A 16565-nucleotide genomic window follows, 5' to 3' on the forward strand; every position below is an offset into this window, starting at 1 on the left:
GCGCTCAGTTCAATCCTGGTATCTTCGTCAGTCCTCGCCTGATGTCAGGAAGGCGCGGTAAGCCTGCTGGATGCCATCTCTCAGGGACGTTTTTCGCGCGCCAGCCCAGCTTTGCGAGCCTGCTGACGTCGAGCAACTTGCGCGGCGTACCGTCGGGGCGAGAAGTGTCGAAGGTGATGGCGCCGCTATACCCGACGATGTCGGCGACGACGCGGGCGAACTCGGCGATGGTGACGTCCTCGCCCGTGCCGATATTGATCAGCTCTACGGCCGAATAGGTCTTCATGAGGTGAACGCAGGCATCCGCCATGTCGTCGACATAGAGGAACTCGCGCCGCGGCGTGCCGGTGCCCCAGACGGCAACGCTCGCTGCACCTGAGAGCTTCGCCTCGTGAAAGCGGCGGATCAGGGCTGCTACAACATGGCTATATTCGGGATGGTAGTTGTCGCCGGCGCCGTATAGGTTGCTCGGCATCACGCTGATGAAGTCGCTTCCGTACTGACTGCGATAGGCTTCCACCATCTTGATGCCGGCGATCTTGGCGATCGCATAGGGCTCATTGGTCGGCTCCAGCGGACCGGACAGCACCATGTCTTCGCGCAATGGCTGGGGAGCAAGTTTTGGATAGATGCAGGAGGACCCCAGGAACATCAGCTTCTCGACCTCATTGAGATGAGCCGCGTGGATCACATTCGCGGCAATGGCAATGTTGTCGTAAATGAATTCGGCGCGCAGTGTATCATTTGCGACGATGCCGCCGACCTTGGCGGCAACCAAGAACACAACTTGGGGCCGCGTCTTGGCGAACCAGCCGAACACCTGGGCCTGGTCGCGCAGATCGACCTCGCTTCGTTCCGAAGTGACGAGCCGCACGTCTTCCTGCGCAAGCCGGCGCATCAGCGCGGCCCCGACCATGCCGCGATGGCCGGCGACATAGACCGTCTTGCCCTTCGGCTCAAACGGTGTGGCGGCCACCGGCGGCCTCCCGCTTGGCGTCGTTTAGGTCGGTTGCCATCATCTCCTGCACGAGCTGCGCAAAGCTGCGCTTCGGCTTCCAGCCGAGCTGTTCGCGCGCCTTGGTGGCATCGCCAATGAGAAGATCAACCTCGGTCGGGCGGAAATAGGTCGGGTCGATCCTGACCACCGTCTTGCCACTCGCTACATCAAGGCCAACCTCATCGACACCATTGCCGTGCCACGCGATCTTGCGCCCAACCTCGGCGAATGCGAACTCGACCATCTCGCGCACCGACCGCGTCTCGCCGGTGGCGAGGACGAAATCATCGGGCTTGTCCGCCTGCAGGATCATCTGCATGCCTTCGACGTAGTCGCGGGCATGCCCCCAGTCGCGCTTGGCTTCGAGATTGCCGAGATAAAGTGTCTCCTCGAGACCGACCTCAATGCGGGCGACGGCGCGGGTGATCTTACGGGTGACAAAAGTCTCGCCGCGAATTGGGCTCTCGTGATTGAACAGAATGCCGTTACTTGCGAACATGCCATAGGCTTCGCGGTAGTTCACCGTAATCCAATAGCCGTAGAGCTTGGCCACACCATAGGGCGAGCGCGGATAAAACGGCGTGGTCTCTTTCTGGAGGATTTCCTGAACCAGGCCGTAAAGCTCAGACGTCGAAGCCTGGTAGAAGCGCGTCTCTTTCTCCAAGCCAAGATTTCGGATCGCCTCGACTAGGCGCTGCACACCGATCGCGTCGGCGTTCGCAGTATATTCCGGGCTTTCAAAGCTGACGCCGACATGGCTCTGGGCGGCAAGATTGTAAATCTCGGTCGGTCTGATCTGCTGGACCAGGCGGATCAGATTGGTCGAGTCGGTCATGTCGCCGTAGTGCATGAGAAACGGCACGCTCCCGACATGCCGGTCCTGATACAGATGATCGACGCGCGCGGTGCTGAAGGAAGAGGACCGCGTGATCAAGGCGACCCGCCGTTGAGAGTTTTGATTAGTCAAATTTCACCCTGATGCAAACGAACCGATCGATTTCCGTGGGCCTTCACCTCCGGCTGTAGGTACTTGCCGGCAGCTAAACCGTTGCGCGGTCATAAGAAATGAGTCTGAAGGACAATAGACGTTTATAGCGATGATTTTGCAGAGCTTTTTCGCCTGGCCCTGCGGTTCGCTATGCTGGCAAGGTGTTCAGATCAGCTGCGCCAAGGGCGTCCCGGCGCGGCACCAGAGACACTGAACGCAGTTTCGAGCCCGCATCGGCATATTCCAGCGCCGAAAATTGCTGAGCAATCAAAGATAGATAAAGTTGTGAAGTGCCACTGCGAGCGAGTGAAATCCGTCGAAAAACGCAACCAAGTGCGGAATTTATGCGCCGATAGCGAGCTCCTTGCATTAATCAAAGTCGAAAGCTAGCTACCATCCGGTAGGGACTCTACCTTTGTGCGGGCCGGTTGCTTGGGAGTCGAAGAAATTGACGCGGGTAGTGCCCATCTTGAAATTCGGCGAAGCGCCATGGTAGCAGGATTTGGCCATTTATCTCTTTTGCCTGGTCACCGCGCTTAAGACGCCAAGCAAAAAAGGCCTCCGCAGGACTGTTCTCAAGTTTGAGGTCGCACAGGACCGGTGTTGAGGTCATTGAGAAAAGGCCGGCAGGATATAAGGGAGTGCGAGGCTGCAATCGAGCATTGCACGGGCCGAAGCAGAACTCCGAGAGTCAAAACTAGAGCATGCCGCAGCGGGAAATGCGATCGAAGCCGAACGGGTTCCAAACGACGAATTGAGCAAACGCCTCGGGACTCTCTGAGACAGCTGGAAGAAGCAGTATTGGAAGATACGTGATCTATCTCACTTGAATTCAGGAACACGCGATCCGTATTATCTTCCTCACGAGACGACGGGGGAGATCTCCAAATGCTGGATACCGCTACCGCCGAGCTTCTGCGCGCTGTGCTTGAGGAGGTCTGCGCGAGCATTTCCCGATACGAGACGGGCGTCCGCGCACATGTTGCCGCTAAGCTTCTGGAAGCCGCAACCAGAGGCGAAAGGATACCCGGCCGCCTCAAACAGATTGGTGTCGAAGCGCTTCGAGAAGCACCGACCATGTGGCGGTAGACGCCGACAATAACTCAGGTGAATTTCCAGGTTACCGTTCTAAAGATTCTTGTGAGCTATCCGGACGGGTTCGCGTCGATGGCGGAGCTTAAACGTGATATGGCGATTTTAGCGACGAGCGGTCGAGACTGGGCCGAGCGTACCAAGAGAATGGCCGCTCGTGTCCAGAACCTCGACATCTTTTCGCAGGGGCTCATTGAGCGGATGAACGGTGGCTGGCGTATCACGGAAAAGGGCCGGGCCGTCCTCGATGTGATGGAAGCGCGACGGGTCGTGCTGCAGCCGGAGACGAACGTATCTGCTTCCGGGCAAACGGAAGCTGATAATGATCGATAGGCCGTGTCAATGATGGAAGCGCGGACAACGTCCGCGACGTCCGACTATGATCCGTTCTGCTGACGAGAGACGGCTTGACACGTGATTGATTTCGTTCTGCGCATCGGCCATCGAAATTGCTGCGGATGAGCAAATCTGCGGCAATCGTTACGTCCGGCGATTCATGCACCGATGCCACATGGAGCGGACCATTCGATGGCACCGATCGTCAGCTTACAGCAGCTTGATGCTCTCGTGGTATGACCGCGCTCTAATTTGAGTCAGCGGTCATGCCGGCCCCGCTTATGTTGTGGACGATGAAACACAATAGAGCGATCGAGGCGGCCCACAGCGCGAGGTGCTCCCACCAACATAACTCGCGCTCGGACGTGTCACGCGCGATGGCTGCGGCCAAGCCGCCTAGCGTCATTCCTGCCATCACCATCGCAAACAAGTCAACGCCTTCCATAAGCGCTCCGTTCGATGTGGCGTGCAAAATCTGCCATCGTATTCCTGTCGGTTTGTTTTGCGTGCTTGCGTTTGCGTCTGACCAGCCTCGCTGCGTTCGAAGCTCATCGCGGTTCGTCTTGACGCGGAGGGAGGCAGCCGCGGCTAGCTGCGCTTTATGAGCTACGACACATCCGGCGTTGGCTAGCCTGGTGCTTCCACGTTAGGAACATGAAAGTCGTAGTCTTTGCTGTCGCTACGCCTGGGCGCACGCCAGCTAAGCAAACCAGTGCGTCTGATCGAGAAAGCCGAGATCCGTCCAATGCTGTCCAGTATCATTGTCGCTCGGCACCTGTTGAAAGTTTGCGGACAGCCTGAGTTCGGAGACCTCATTCACCGGCGACTGCTTTGAACTAGCTACAACTTGACGTTACGTACGATTCAAGCCTCAGAGACCGATCGTGCAGAACTGTCCGTAGAAGGCTCTGTTCGAGCGTTCGAGGACCTTGCATCGTACATGATAGGTACCGTCCCCAGTCCGCAGCTATCCACAATTGTGACTCGTGCCTGCCAAAATGGGAGGCACAAGCGCTGTTGAGCGACATCAATGCGCTTTTCGAGCGTTTCCAACTACGGTGTATTTGTAGCCGAACAACCGACCGCTCGGGTTGCTGAGGTTATGGGCTCGGATTGCCGGACAGTCCGGGCCCCTCTCCTGCAAGGCATGTTCGAAGCGCAATCTCTACTGATGAATTGTTCCTCAGTGATCGAGGAAACACTGGCAAAGTCAAAAAGCCTGAAACGCCTCTGATGGAAGACAGCACGCCTCGAGGGTGACGCTGAGAATTTTCACGATTGTACACTGTTGCCAAACCGAGCGTAGGACTACGAGCATCAATTGTTACGTTGGCCACAATTCGAATGACGTTGATGTTTAGCAGCGGTCCATTCGGAGACGCTTGTACGAATTGCTTTCTGAGAGCGGCGTTGTCGGTTGCGGCACGTTGCTTGCTTCTGCTCAACGTAACATCGCCACTCAGTCTGGTGATGTAGGGGCGGGCCCGATGCGCCCCTGCTCGTGTGTCGGGCCCGCCCTGTTCTATTCTCTGAGCCAGGAACTCGCATCGACCTGGCGGCAATTCGCAATGACACGGCCTAGAGTAAAAAGGCCGCCCGAAGGGATGGATACGCGTATGGAACGTCGGGACGGATCGCGGCCGCAGTATCGCTTGCCGCCTGAACCAGCGAGAAACTCTGTCGTCGTACCTGCGACGGATCGTCGAAATTGTTAAGAAGACAACCGACGCCTTCAGTTGCGTCCGCGGCAGCCCATTGCCTCGACAGTCGAACTGTGGAAGCCGTCTCCGGTATGAGACTGGCTGTTTTACCCCAATTCCTCGCATCTTTTGGAGAAATACGCGATGCACAACGTCGTTTGCATAAAGCAGGTTCCGGACTCAGCGCAGATTCGCGTGCATCCCGTAACGAACACCATCATGCGCCAAGGCGTACCGACGATCGTCAATCCTTACGACTTGTTCGCGCTCGAGGCTGCTCTGGAGCTACGCGATAAGATTGGCGGCGAGATCACCGTTCTGACCATGGGGCCTCCCGCCGCCGAAGACTCGCTGCGAAAGGCGCTGACTTTCGGTGCAGATCGCGCGGTATTGCTCACCGATCGTGTGTTTGCGGGGGCCGATACGCTAGCGACCACTTACGCGCTCGCGACGGCTATTCGTAAGATCGGAGAGGAGTACGGCCCGCCCGACCTCATATTCGCAGGCAAGCAGACGATCGACGGTGACACCGCTCAGGTTGGGCCAGGTATTGCCAAGCGGCTCGGAGTGGTTCAACTCACCTACGTCGCTGAGATCACGAACCTGGATCTCGCGGCACGCGCAATCGAGGTAGAGAGACGCGCGGAAGGCGGCGTGCAGGTGCTGCGCACGAAGCTTCCATGTCTCATCACCATGCTAGAGGCGACAAACGAGATCCGTCGGGGCGGCATGAGGGACGCTTTGCGTGCGGCACGCACTGACATCGCAAAATGGAACGCACAGGACGCTGGTGTGGCAGATATCTCGAAATGTGGTCTTAAGGGCTCGCCGACTATCGTTAAGCGTGTCTTTGCGCCCCCGAAGCGTGCTGAGAAAGCAATGATGGTGGAGGGCGCCGAGCAGCCTGTACCAGCGTTGATCGACGCGATCTTTAAGCACCGGCCAAAGCTTGAAACTGAACTTGCAGCCCTGGCACACGCTTCTGATTCGAGGTCATAGCGATGGGCCGTTGAAATCTCTCACGACTGTCGCGGCGCGGTATTATCCATGAAGCCTTGGTACAAAATTCTCTACGCCCAGGTGCTGATTGCCATCTTCCTGGGCGTTATCGTCGGCTGGCTGTGGCCCTCGGTCGCCACCAACGACTGGGTCAGGGCGATGGGAGAGGGCTTTGTCAAGCTGATCAAGATGGTGATCGCCCCGATCATCTTCTGCACCGTCGTCTCCGGCATCGCCCATATCCAGGACGCCAAGAAGGTCGGCCGCATCGGCGTCAAGTCGCTGATCTACTTCGAGATCGTTTCGACCTTCGCCCTTTTGATCGGGCTTATCGTCGGCAATCTCGTCAAGCCGGGCGCGGGCTTCGGCAGTGGGGCGGCCAGCGCTCTGGCGGTCGCAAGCTATGCCAGGCAAGCCGAGGGACAGAAGACTGTCGACTTCATCCTGCACATCATTCCCGACACCGTGGTCGGCGCCTTCGCGCAGGGCGAAATCCTGCAAGTGTTGCTTTTCTCGGTGTTGTTCGGCTTCGCCATCATGGGGCTCGGGGAGCGCGGCCAACTGATCCGCAACTTCATCGACGATGCCGCGCACGCCGTGTTCGGCGTCATCTCGATTGTGATGCACGCAGCGCCGATCGGCGCGTTCGGCGCGATGGCCTATACCATCGGCAAATTCGGCACCGCCGCGATCCTCAATCTGATCGGGTTGATCGCGACCTTCTACGCCACGGCGGCGCTGTTCGTGTTCATCGTACTCGGTACCATCGCGCGGGTCGCCGGCTTCTCGATCTTCAAATTTCTCGCCTACATCAAGGACGAGCTGCTGATCGTGCTCGGCACCTCGTCCTCGGAAAGCGCACTGCCGTCTTTGATGGAGAAGCTGGAGCGCCTCGGCTGCTCGAAATCCGTGGTCGGCCTGGTGGTACCCACCGGCTATTCGTTCAACCTCGACGGCACCAACATCTACATGACGCTGGCGACCCTGTTCATCGCGCAGGCGCTCGGCGTCGATCTCACCTTGGGCCAACAGATCACCATCCTGGTGGTGGCCATGCTGACCTCGAAAGGCGCCTCCGGCATCACGGGCGCCGGCTTCATTACGCTTGCCGCGACGCTCGCGGTTGTCGATCCGCGGCTCGTGCCGGGCATGGCGATCGTGCTCGGCATCGACAAGTTCATGAGCGAATGTCGCGCGCTGACCAACCTTTGCGGCAACGGCATCGCCTGCGTGGTCGTTGCCTGGTGGGAGGGCGAGCTCGACCGCAAGAAGCTCAATGGGCGAGTTTGCCGGTAGATCGATCGGCGAGCATCATCGATTAGGCGCGCCCCCGCGCTTGCTGGCCGATGATAGGACGAGCACGAGAGCGACAAGTTCGTTACGGCTTGGCAGTTGGATCGGCACGCGCCGATGATCTCTGCGCGTCGGCGGAAGAAGCAACAGCGCACGTTGCAACCGCACCGTGAGAGTTACACGATGGTGCCGTCGTCGAACCATGAATAGCCGAAGATGCCCGGGATCTCGGTTGTCAGAATGGCAATGTCAAAACCGTAGAGAATTTCAAAGCCACATTGAATTTGATTGAGCCGCAACTTAGCCGATTTCCACGTCATCTTGATAGTTCGGGGACATGGCGGCTGGCTTATCGAAGAAGCCGAAGGCGCATCTTGAGACGGCGCATTGAGGTCTAAGTTAGGCACTGCTCTAGGTCGCAACGGAGGCGCTCTGCGGCGGCGCTGCAATACGTCAAAGCTATCTCCGAAGAAGCTCCGTTAACGCGTCGATCGCTTCAGCCGAGCAACGCATATCCTCAATTTCCTGAGATATCATAAGAGCTCTTGCGCGAATAGCCGCGATACTGGAGAGTTCTGGAGCGTGACATTCAAGTGCGTCCAGGCGTTGGCTCAGTCGATCTAGCTGAGACTGAAGTCGCTGGATGTCCGCGTCACGACGTGTTGGAGAGTTGATGGCCCAGGTCCGCCGCGCCTGCATGATTTGTCCCCTTCTTTAGCTCCCGCCACCTTCTTAGCACGGTTCATGGCCGGAATGGTAAACCATTGTAAAGAACGAAGCGGTTTGAAGTCGCACCAATCCTGATCTTGTAGCTGCCAAACATTTTAGCAGCTGTCGTCGCGCCGAGCAGCAAAGGTTGCCGTCATCAAAGTGGGTCGCTGGCCGGTAGACAAAAAGTGTGACCGGCCTCATGGAATGACTTGAACCTGACGTAGCGTCAAGTTGTAGGATTAGAGACAATCGTGGGTGACCCGTAGGTCAATTCAGTCGAGAGAGCTGATTGCCCGCTACGTCAAGCACCTGTGTAGAGCGTTATGATTGAATGCGCGACGAAGAAGGATCAGCGAAATCCGGGATGCTACTGGTGACAGCGCGCGTTTCGAAGCGCCTGCACGCGGTGGCCATGCAGGAGAAAGCAGCCATTGAGTTGGTGCAGGAGCAGCCAACTGCTCGGGTGTGGCCGTTTGGCGACCTCGGTTGCCGGCAGAAGGGTGCCGCAAGTTATAGGATGAGGTCGATTGAAGTCGCCACCGGTCAAATGGCCACAGCCTCGTCTCGGCCGGTCGAGCGCGCCACCGCCACGACGTTCCCCTACTGCCCAGCCGAGACAGCAATGGCTTGGTCGGACGATGGCGGCGCCAACATGTTGTCTGAGTAAACTGATGCGTTGCTTCATGCGCACCTAAGAAAGCTCGAGCCGAGGTCGGGTCGTCCACGGATCGAGCGACCATGCCACCGAGAGCGGGGCGAGAGTAGCGTCCAAAAGCGTTGTGCCTGGGACGCCTGTCTATCCTCAGCGCGATCGCGCCTCGCCCCAAGTCGTGAACCGTTCGCGACTTGCTGGGCTGTCCGCGCGGAACAACGGCGCATCCCATCGGCGCACAAGGTAGGCGGATTGAAAGGTAGGGCTGTCTGGCGGCTTTATCGAAAGACGGGGTGCGTTGCGACATGTGCCCTGCACATCATGACAATACAAGGAGCTTACTGCCATTACGTGGCAGTGCTTGTCTGAAGCGAAGAAAGAAGGTTCGAGCAGAACGTGATCTGCGTTGGATTCAACTTATCTGCGAGGCAAAGAGAGGTAGCATGAGAGCACGGATTGGGAGCCAGCTCGAGGCTGGTCGCGTACATCATGGACAATTCGCCAGCCCACCCGGATCAGGTCCTTGTGGTCTTTTCTTTGTCCAGGGGCCCTGTGGCTGCAAGCTCAGGGTCATTGGATTGCTCCGCCCGCGCTGGGAACATGTCTCCGTCTCAACACCGCGGCGTTGTCCGAACTGGCAGGAGATGTGCTTCGTCAAGGACCTCTTTTGGGATGAGGAAGAGTGCGTGATGCAGCTGCATCCGCCCCAGTCCGAATACGTGAACAACAGCCGATACTGTCTGCATCTCTGGAGGCCGACTAGCCAGGAAATTCCGATGCCGCCCTCGGGGTTTGTGGGCATAGTTGGGCTTGGCCCTTCCGAAGCGGCTACGCTGGCTGCACAAATGCGAGTCAGGTAACCCTGACCATGGAGCGGTCTTAGAGCTCGCACGGTTAAGAACTGGGGCTCATCCCGATCGTGACGTATAGCGCGCTGCCCGCAAGATCCGCCGGAAGAATGCAATTGATCGCCAATTTTTCCGCTTGGTGGTGTTCGAGAATTTCGCGCTGGGATCGATAATCCATCGCGCTGGGCAGTCATCCTTTTCGTGTGCTCGCCCGCTTTATCTACGACGGCGAACCCATCCACTGTTCGGATATAATCTATCAATACAATCGATTTTACGAACTACCGAGAACCGCTGATAACAAATGCCGATGAGACTTTAACTCAGGCGCATCAGAATGATTGGCAACGAAAAAGAAATCTCAATCGAGGTCGGATGCCAATTTGGAAGGTGTTTTCGTGGACCAGCAGAAAGCGCGCCAGATGCCCGTGGTAAATGACTATCGGCAAACCTTCGTATAGTGTTTCCAACCTCTTCGATGTTGGCCTCCTACCTCCGTACAATTGAGCCTCCCCTCGACGGCACTTTAGCCTCGTGGCGAAGGCGAGAGTTGTCGATTTAAGGTGTCTAATGTTTCTTCAAAAGGATCGTGTGGAGTGCGGTCAGGTGGCGCGTCACGTCGCGCCCAAGTTGCAGAAGAAGTCCTTCCTTGATCTGGTCCGAATGGCCCATACGCTCGATATCATCGCCGTTGTGTGCGACGATCGGGCAGTCCATCAACCGATATTGGAGATGCTTATCTCGGCAGGCTATGTGCCAGATCTGTTCCACAGTGCAGATGAATTTGTGAATTCGAAGCGTTTCATCAGCACGTCTTGTTTGATCTCGGACATGCAATTGCCGGGCGCAAGTGGACTAAATTTATGCGAGCGCCTTGTCGCATCCGGAAACGCGATTCCCACCATTCTGGTTCTCGCAGGTCCCGACGACGACAGCCGGGCTCGCGCGCTGCAAGCCGGGGTGTCGCGATTCCTGCACAAGCCATTCAGCAATAGCGAACTGCTCGCGTGCATCAAATCGGCACTCAAAGACCAGACGACGATTCGGAGCCGCGCTTGAATATTGCTGTTCGCAACTTCCAGAGTCCCTCGTGTGTGACCAGTACGGTGGGCGCCTGACGGCCGAATGGGTGCAAGGTTATGATCCGCCGAACTCGAAGGGCTTCAAAGCGGCGAGCTGCCTTTCCAAAGATTCGAGTTCAAAAAGGCTAAAGCGTCGGAGAAACGATGGCTGACATCACCACATGCCGGGATATGCGCACGTCATGACGTGCAGTGGAAATAGTTCCGGCGCTCAGAGAAACTCTACCGAAGCTCAAAAACGCAATTTCTGCGAAAGGCCTAAAGCATGCTAGACCCTAACCCATTAGAAGTACACCGCCAGATCGTTTCACGTCTGGGAAATCCAAACCCCGTTATCTTGGACATCGGTTCTTATGACGGAACTGATACGCGACGTTTTCTCCAGCTGTGCCCAGAGGCGCGGTTCTATTGCTTTGAGCCCGATCCTCGAGCGGTCCTTCGCTTCAAGAAGAACATGCAAGACCTCAACAATGTGAAGCTATTTGAGGTCGCGATCAGCGATCGAAATGGCCTGATTGAATTTCATCCAAGCAATGGGGATGGAGAGGCGGAGGGATGGGATCTGTCGGGCTCAATACGCCGGCCAAAAAACCATCTAGCTGAGTACGATTGGGTTCGATTCGATCAGCCAATTTCCGTCGAAACCCGGAGGTTGGATGACTGGAGCAGCGAAGCTAACGTAAACAAGATTGATTTGATATGGATGGATGTTCAGGGAGCAGAATCCGATGTCATCGCTGGTGGCGGACGTACCCTGAGCAATACGCGCTTCATCTACACGGAATATAGCGACCGGGAGCTTTACGAAGGGCAGCTATCCCTGCAAGCCATTCTCGAGCTCCTACCATCGTTCGAAGTGGTGACTCTCTATCCCCGCGCAGTGGAGGGTGACGTATTGCTTCGGAATAAAAACTGCTAACTCGGATTCGGCCTTCTGTTTGCCGCAAGGTATGTTCGCTATCGAGCGCAAACAGAAGGCCGACAAGTCGGAATAGGCTTCTTAGTCAAACTCATGATCCTGGTACGTGACCTCTACTCCGCCGTCGAGCCGACAGCTATCCCTCCACTGAAGGGCGTTGGCGTCCCAAGAGGTGACCCGAAATAGTAGGTTAAGGGGGTATTGAAATCATAGAATCTTTGCGTCCTCGTGGGCTCACCGCACGGGGTGCTCGCGTTATTCTATCGCTAAGCCCAGAAGGTGCAAAAATTGCGAGTCGAAGCCTTGGCGATGCCGAGACATTGAGCACCTGTGAGACGTGCGAGAAGCAGCCCGAGGTCGGTCAGAGACGATAAGCTCAGATGCGGTAAGCACGGACGCATCGAGTTGAGGCAGCCATGATTGACTGACCTGTCAGGCTTTAGTGGCGACGTTTTCGCGCAGATTGATCGATGAGGAAATCATCCAGTTTCCGACCCGCACGAATTTGCGGGCTGAGCCATCGGGGTAATCTGCCACGCCCTGACCAAGTTTGCGCTGGGTTTTTCGGGTTTCGATACTTTGGCCGCACTGGCGGGTAGGGGCGGCGCTCACGGGTGGGCCGGGCAACCTTGTCGACCCCTCCGATCTTGCGCAGCCGCTCCTCTAGTTTGACCTTTTCTGCCGCAATCCGTTGAGCGAGAGCCGCAGCCACCTTCTCGTGGAGACTCCACAACTCATCGACGGTCATTGACTTCAGGTCATTCATTTTCATTGCGATCGGCCACTACGGGAAAATCTCATCGTGCATTAAATAGCGGCGTGCGAAGTAATACACAAGGCGCGATTCCAGAGTGGCAAAAGAACGACCTCATGAAGGACGCCGCAAATGAAGAGCTGGAAGCAGCGCAACGTTGCTGGAGGGGCGAGGGGAAAAACAATCGATGCCCTAAAGCTTGATGCTTCAACGACGTTAGCGCCTATGTGAATCTACTGGAATGCAAGTACTGGTCCACATTTTGGACCGAGCAATCTCACTCCACGAGCTATATGGCTACCACGCGGCGGCTCAGCATATTCAACCCCATCAATCCAAAACGACATATCCTCAATGGCAAGCTGGGGATTAAAGGTCCATCCGGTCTGGACGGCTTTCACCACTGCGAAGGCCCTGCGTGATGAAAATGAATCCGGAATGATGACATCAGCATCCTGCTCACATGTTGAGAGAAGCTCAATAAGTTCTTTGACCTTCATTTCGTAGCCTTCGCATCGCAGTTGCGCGGGGTGTCCATCGATAGGTTGTGAAGGATCGGTGAACCGCCCGTCAAGCTGCAAGAAAACCGATTACAATCAAGCGACGCTCTCTAATCCTGAGTCCGGGGAGACCGTTCCATCTCCGCGTGCGGCCTCGAGGGCATTTCGGCGTTCAGGCGCCTGTCGCGATAAATCCGACAAGTGGATTTGACGGCCTGCTACTGAAGACCTTCCGATTCTCGGTTCCGAAAAGCGACGTTGGTGAGGGGCGGATGTTTCCCGCGTGGACCGTAATGCCAGCAACAGTCATCGGCCGCACAGTTGGTTCGTTCTGGCCGACGAGATAGTGCGACCAAGGTAACGCCTTCAAATACGGTGAGCGAAGTGCCCCGACGTCACCAGTTCGTCCCGGGCAGGGCGCGCTTTGAGTGAGGTTGCGACGGCAGTTGCCTCCGCAGCAGGACTCTCCGGCCACAGGGCTTGAATCGGACCTAGCGTCAAGTTGTATGATGCCAAAATGACTTCAACCCAAAAAGAACACGAAGGGCCGTGTCATGATGTCCTTGTTGCCGATCCAAAAAAGCGCAACCGCTCTGCAAACTGAGAATTCTCAATGACTGCAGTTTTCGTTTTACTATCAATCCTGTTCATAGGTTTCGCAGCAGGGTACACCCTGCGCGCATGGCGTTCTCATAAGCGGCGTGAGCGCTACCGTTTACACGCGGCCTCATTTCGGCCCATTTCCCGCGTTTCAGAACGTCCTATTCAATCGCCCAAGCGCAGAGCATATTGAGGCTTGGTGATCGGAAGCGGAGCTCGAGAAAACCTTGGGCCGAGCCAGATGATGAGGAAGTGCAGCCCAGGCGATTGACACGGAAGATGATGTTCCGGCTCATCGGTAGCTACGGGCCTTTCCTTTGATGATTGCGGGTCCTTAATGCGACACCTCGCTTGCGAGCCTCGCGTCATCCACCCGCAGTGCCCCCGCCGAGTGCACCGGCGGGGGTCTCCTCTTGAATGCCCTGTTGCAAAGCGAGGGCGAAACAGCCACCTGGGACCATTGAAAAGCCAAGACGGTTGGGCAGGGCGATATTGAACAAGGAGATGACGTCAGATTGAAAGATCGACGCCAATCTTGCTCGGGCAGCATCCCGTCTGGAGATTGCGATTTCAGACCTCGGCAATTGCCATCGCCGCGCCGTTGACCAAGTGCGCTGGTCCATTCCTGGTATTTGGCAGGCGATTTCTCTCTGTTTGGTCGCGCGCGTTGCTGCTCAATCGCAGTCGCGGCGGAACAATTGACCAAGGTGCGCCAAGCGAGGCGCGCAGTGATCGCAGCTGGCGCTAGGCGCTTAAACCCGCACGCGACGACATCCCTGGCGCTCCAGGCGCAACGAATCGCCCGATGGCAAGATCGAGCTCCGCAGAGAGGAGCGTCGAGTGTGAGTAGTTTGGCGAATGTTAGCCAGACGGACTCACGCCGGTTTCGAGAGCGCGCCTCTCATTTGCCAGTGGCTGGTCTTTCCGTTCGCTGAAATCGCTTGAAGCTCCCGCAGCGTCAAGTTGTAGGCTTCAAGAAATCGATCGTGACCACGCGCCACAATAGCGCATGTCATGCACGTGATTGCTAATCTGAAGGTGCCGGCTGTGGTGGCAACGAGATCTGAAGCATCTTGCAGTCGGTTTCGCTCGACGGCGCCAACGACAATTGCCGCGATCTACGAGGCCGCGCCTGCCCGTTCCGGAAACGCCAGCAGCAACTCCGCTCAGTCCGAGAGCGCTTGATGGATCTCAAATTGATCATGGGCAAAGTCGCCAGCGGCGCCCCCCTGAGCCACCAGGAAATGGCCCTGGCATTCGACAGTATGCTATCCGGCGCGGCCACGCCCTCGCAGATGGGCGCTTTGTTGCTGGCGCTGAGGGTGCGCGGGGAGACAGCGGAAGAAGTGGCCAGCGCAGTTTCGGTGATGCGCAGCAGAATGCGATCGGTCAGTGCACCGCCCGATTCGGTCGACATCGCGGGCACAGGCGGTGACGGTTCCGGTTCGCTCAACGTCTCAACGTGTGCTTCTTTCATTGTGGCGGGTGCCGGCATTCCTGTCGCCAAGCACGGCAACCGCGCCCTATCCTCGCGCTCAGGCTCCGCCGATGTACTGGCCTCGCTCGGAGTGAAGATCGATTTGGAGCCAGAAGAAGTCGCCCGCTGTATCCGGGATGCCGGAATTGGGTTCATGTTTGCGCCGACCCATCATCCGGCGATGAAGAACGTGGGTGCAACTCGCGTCGAACTCGCGACCCGCACAATCTTTAATCTCGTCGGGCCCCTCTGCAATCCTGCCTGCGTCAAGCGGCAGGTGATCGGGGTGTTTTCGCGCCGGTGGGTGCAGCCTCTAGCGGAGGTTTCGAAGAGGCTTAACGCGGAATCGGTATGGGTGGTTCACGGTTGCGATGGGCTCGACGAGATCACGCTCACCGGTCCCACTTTTGTCGCCGCGCTCGAAAAGGGCGAGATTCGGACCTTCGAGATGACGCCGGAAGAAGCCGGGTTACCTCTTTGCGGACGGGAGGGATTGAAGGGCGGGGACCCCGATAGCAACGCGGTTGCACTGCAAGGCGTGCTTGAGGGCGTGCGCGGCCCGTATCGCGATGTTGCTCTCTTGAACGCGTCAGCGGCCTTTATAGTGGCCGGACGGGCCACAACTCTGAAGGAAGGCGTGGCCATCGCACAGGCATCACTCGACAGTGGCGCCGCCGCCGGCCGCTTGAAGCTTCTGGTCGCAGTCTCCAATTCCAAATAGACGGCATGATCTATCCCGACATTCTGACGAAGATTGAGACATATAAGCGCGAAGAGATCGCAGCTGCCAGGCGGACGCTTCCGCGTGCCGAGCTCGACGCGCGAGCGCGCCGCTCGCCTTCGCCGCGCGGCTTTATCAGCACAATTCACAAGAAACACGCGTCGGGTAGCTATGCTCTCATCGCAGAGATCAAGAGAGCGTCGCCGTCGAAGGGGCTCATTCGCGCGGACTTCCACCCGCCATCGCTTGCCAGATCCTATGAAGCAGGGGGCGCCGCCTGCCTCTCGGTCTTGACGGACAAAGTGTCTTTCATGGGCGATCTTGACTTCATGGAGGCGGCGCGGGCGGCCACAAACCTGCCAGTTTTGCGCAAGGACTTCATTTTCGACACGTATCAGGTCATCGAGGCTCGCGCCCGTGGTGCCGACTGCATTCTGCTGATTATGGCGGCGCTGGACGACGGGGCCGCTCGTGACCTCGAAGCTGCGGCTTTAGCGTATGGTATGGACGTGTTGGTCGAGATTCATGATCGAGCAGAGCTCGATCGCGCCCTTAAGCTTCGCTCGAAGATGATCGGTATCAATAACCGAAACCTGCGCACCTTTGTGACAAACCTTAAAACAAGTGAAACGCTGGCGCCGCTCGTCCCGAAGGATCGCCTGATTGTCAGCGAAAGCGGCATCTGTGCGTTCGATGATCTGGCGCGGCTCTCGCGAGCCGGCGTCTCGACTTTCCTCGTAGGCGAAAGTCTCATGCGTCAGTCAGACCTCGCAGCAGCAACTCGCGCGCTACTTTCCCCAAACCAAGCCGCGGCGAGCGGGTCGCGTCGATGACACGCAAAGTCTCCAGCCAACTGTTGCGGCACACTCTTATTCACTCCGAGAACGGTACCTTTC

13 protein-coding genes and 2 pseudogenes are annotated in these 16565 nt (G+C 57.2%); 10 read left to right on the forward strand and 5 right to left on the reverse strand.

The window, feature by feature from the left end:
• Nucleotides 1-27 precede the first annotated feature (27 nt).
• A pseudogene (gene fcl / locus SO140_RS26890) lies at nucleotides 28-976 on the reverse strand (GDP-L-fucose synthase).
• Nucleotides 957-1964 carry a GDP-mannose 4,6-dehydratase gene (gene gmd / locus SO140_RS26895; protein WP_498543428.1) on the reverse strand — a complete coding sequence of 336 codons (1008 nt, stop codon included), beginning with the start codon at nucleotides 1962-1964 and terminating at the stop codon, nucleotides 957-959. Before gmd ends, fcl begins: the two are co-directional and overlap by 20 nt.
• 909 nt (nucleotides 1965-2873) lie before the next feature.
• Between gmd and SO140_RS26900 the strand changes: the two genes are divergently transcribed.
• The 4 genes and pseudogenes from SO140_RS26900 (at nucleotide 2874) to SO140_RS26915 (ending at nucleotide 7408) form a co-directional block, all read left to right on the forward strand.
• On the forward strand, nucleotides 2874-3074 hold the full coding sequence (locus SO140_RS26900) for a hypothetical protein (RefSeq protein WP_449380752.1): 201 nt from the start codon (nucleotides 2874-2876) through the stop codon (nucleotides 3072-3074).
• Between the two features lie 18 nt (nucleotides 3075-3092).
• Nucleotides 3093-3368 (forward strand): annotated as a pseudogene (locus SO140_RS26905) (hypothetical protein); the annotation flags it as partial.
• Nucleotides 3369-5257: 1889 nt separating this feature from the next.
• A complete protein-coding gene (locus tag SO140_RS26910) occupies nucleotides 5258-6112 on the forward strand; it encodes an electron transfer flavoprotein subunit beta/FixA family protein (RefSeq protein ID WP_449380753.1) in 855 nt (284 codons plus the stop codon).
• A 48-nt stretch (nucleotides 6113-6160) separates the two neighbouring features.
• Entirely contained in the window at nucleotides 6161-7408 is a 1248-nt protein-coding gene (locus SO140_RS26915; protein ID WP_449380754.1) for a dicarboxylate/amino acid:cation symporter, read from the forward strand.
• 173 nt (nucleotides 7409-7581) lie between these two features.
• On the opposite strand, the gene SO140_RS26920 is transcribed toward SO140_RS26915, so the two are convergent.
• Entirely contained in the window at nucleotides 7582-7704 is a 123-nt protein-coding gene (locus SO140_RS26920; protein ID WP_449380755.1) for a hypothetical protein, read from the reverse strand.
• Nucleotides 7705-8447: 743 nt separating this feature from the next.
• On the opposite strand from SO140_RS26920, the gene SO140_RS26925 reads away from it, so the two are divergent.
• The 4 genes from SO140_RS26925 to SO140_RS26940 all read left to right on the forward strand — a co-directional run bounded on the left by SO140_RS26925 (nucleotide 8448) and on the right by SO140_RS26940 (nucleotide 11617).
• The gene (locus tag SO140_RS26925) at nucleotides 8448-8783 is read left to right on the forward strand and encodes a hypothetical protein (RefSeq protein ID WP_498541842.1); all 336 of its coding nucleotides are present in this window, start codon (nucleotides 8448-8450) and stop codon (nucleotides 8781-8783) included.
• A gap of 428 nt (nucleotides 8784-9211) precedes the next feature.
• The gene (locus SO140_RS26930) at nucleotides 9212-9628 is read left to right on the forward strand and encodes a DUF7694 domain-containing protein (RefSeq protein ID WP_449380757.1); all 417 of its coding nucleotides are present in this window, start codon (nucleotides 9212-9214) and stop codon (nucleotides 9626-9628) included.
• Nucleotides 9629-10222: 594 nt separating this feature from the next.
• Entirely contained in the window at nucleotides 10223-10675 is a 453-nt protein-coding gene (locus SO140_RS26935; RefSeq protein WP_498541843.1) for a response regulator transcription factor, read from the forward strand.
• 288 nt (nucleotides 10676-10963) lie between these two features.
• Nucleotides 10964-11617 carry an FkbM family methyltransferase gene (locus tag SO140_RS26940; RefSeq protein ID WP_498541844.1) on the forward strand — a complete coding sequence of 218 codons (654 nt, stop codon included), beginning with the start codon at nucleotides 10964-10966 and terminating at the stop codon, nucleotides 11615-11617.
• 439 nt (nucleotides 11618-12056) lie between these two features.
• Here SO140_RS26940 and SO140_RS26945 read toward each other — a convergent pair whose 3' ends face one another.
• Together SO140_RS26945 and SO140_RS26950 are read right to left on the reverse strand one after the other, a co-directional pair.
• Entirely contained in the window at nucleotides 12057-12389 is a 333-nt protein-coding gene (locus SO140_RS26945) for an H-NS histone family protein (RefSeq protein WP_498541845.1), read from the reverse strand.
• A 215-nt stretch (nucleotides 12390-12604) separates the two neighbouring features.
• Nucleotides 12605-12871 carry a hypothetical protein gene (locus tag SO140_RS26950; protein ID WP_449380761.1) on the reverse strand — a complete coding sequence of 89 codons (267 nt, stop codon included), beginning with the start codon at nucleotides 12869-12871 and terminating at the stop codon, nucleotides 12605-12607.
• Nucleotides 12872-14652: 1781 nt separating this feature from the next.
• Between SO140_RS26950 and trpD the strand changes: the two genes are divergently transcribed.
• Entirely contained in the window at nucleotides 14653-15669 is a 1017-nt protein-coding gene (gene trpD / locus SO140_RS26955) for an anthranilate phosphoribosyltransferase (RefSeq protein WP_449380762.1), read from the forward strand.
• Nucleotides 15670-15674: 5 nt separating this feature from the next.
• Nucleotides 15675-16502: an indole-3-glycerol phosphate synthase TrpC gene (gene trpC, locus SO140_RS26960; protein ID WP_498543429.1), complete on the forward strand. Its 828-nt coding sequence runs from the start codon at nucleotides 15675-15677 to the stop codon at nucleotides 16500-16502.
• The last annotated feature ends 63 nt before the right edge of the window (nucleotides 16503-16565 follow it).

This window comes from Bradyrhizobium sp. UFLA05-108 (assembly GCF_059803455.1).

What these genes read in the sequence shown, in the direction of transcription:
- SO140_RS26945 (WP_498541845.1), bottom strand. Translation starts at nt 12,389, where the DNA reads ATGAAAATGAATGACCTGAAGTCAATGACCGTCGATGAGTTGTGGAGT.
- SO140_RS26925 (WP_498541842.1), top strand. Translation starts at nt 8,448, where the DNA reads ATGCGCGACGAAGAAGGATCAGCGAAATCCGGGATGCTACTGGTGACA.
- trpC (WP_498543429.1), top strand. Translation starts at nt 15,675, where the DNA reads ATGATCTATCCCGACATTCTGACGAAGATTGAGACATATAAGCGCGAA.
- SO140_RS26915 (WP_449380754.1), top strand. Translation starts at nt 6,161, where the DNA reads ATGAAGCCTTGGTACAAAATTCTCTACGCCCAGGTGCTGATTGCCATC.
- SO140_RS26940 (WP_498541844.1), top strand. Translation starts at nt 10,964, where the DNA reads ATGCTAGACCCTAACCCATTAGAAGTACACCGCCAGATCGTTTCACGT.
- SO140_RS26950 (WP_449380761.1), bottom strand. Translation starts at nt 12,871, where the DNA reads ATGAAGGTCAAAGAACTTATTGAGCTTCTCTCAACATGTGAGCAGGAT.
- SO140_RS26900 (WP_449380752.1), top strand. Translation starts at nt 2,874, where the DNA reads ATGCTGGATACCGCTACCGCCGAGCTTCTGCGCGCTGTGCTTGAGGAG.
- SO140_RS26910 (WP_449380753.1), top strand. Translation starts at nt 5,258, where the DNA reads ATGCACAACGTCGTTTGCATAAAGCAGGTTCCGGACTCAGCGCAGATT.
- SO140_RS26930 (WP_449380757.1), top strand. Translation starts at nt 9,212, where the DNA reads ATGAGAGCACGGATTGGGAGCCAGCTCGAGGCTGGTCGCGTACATCAT.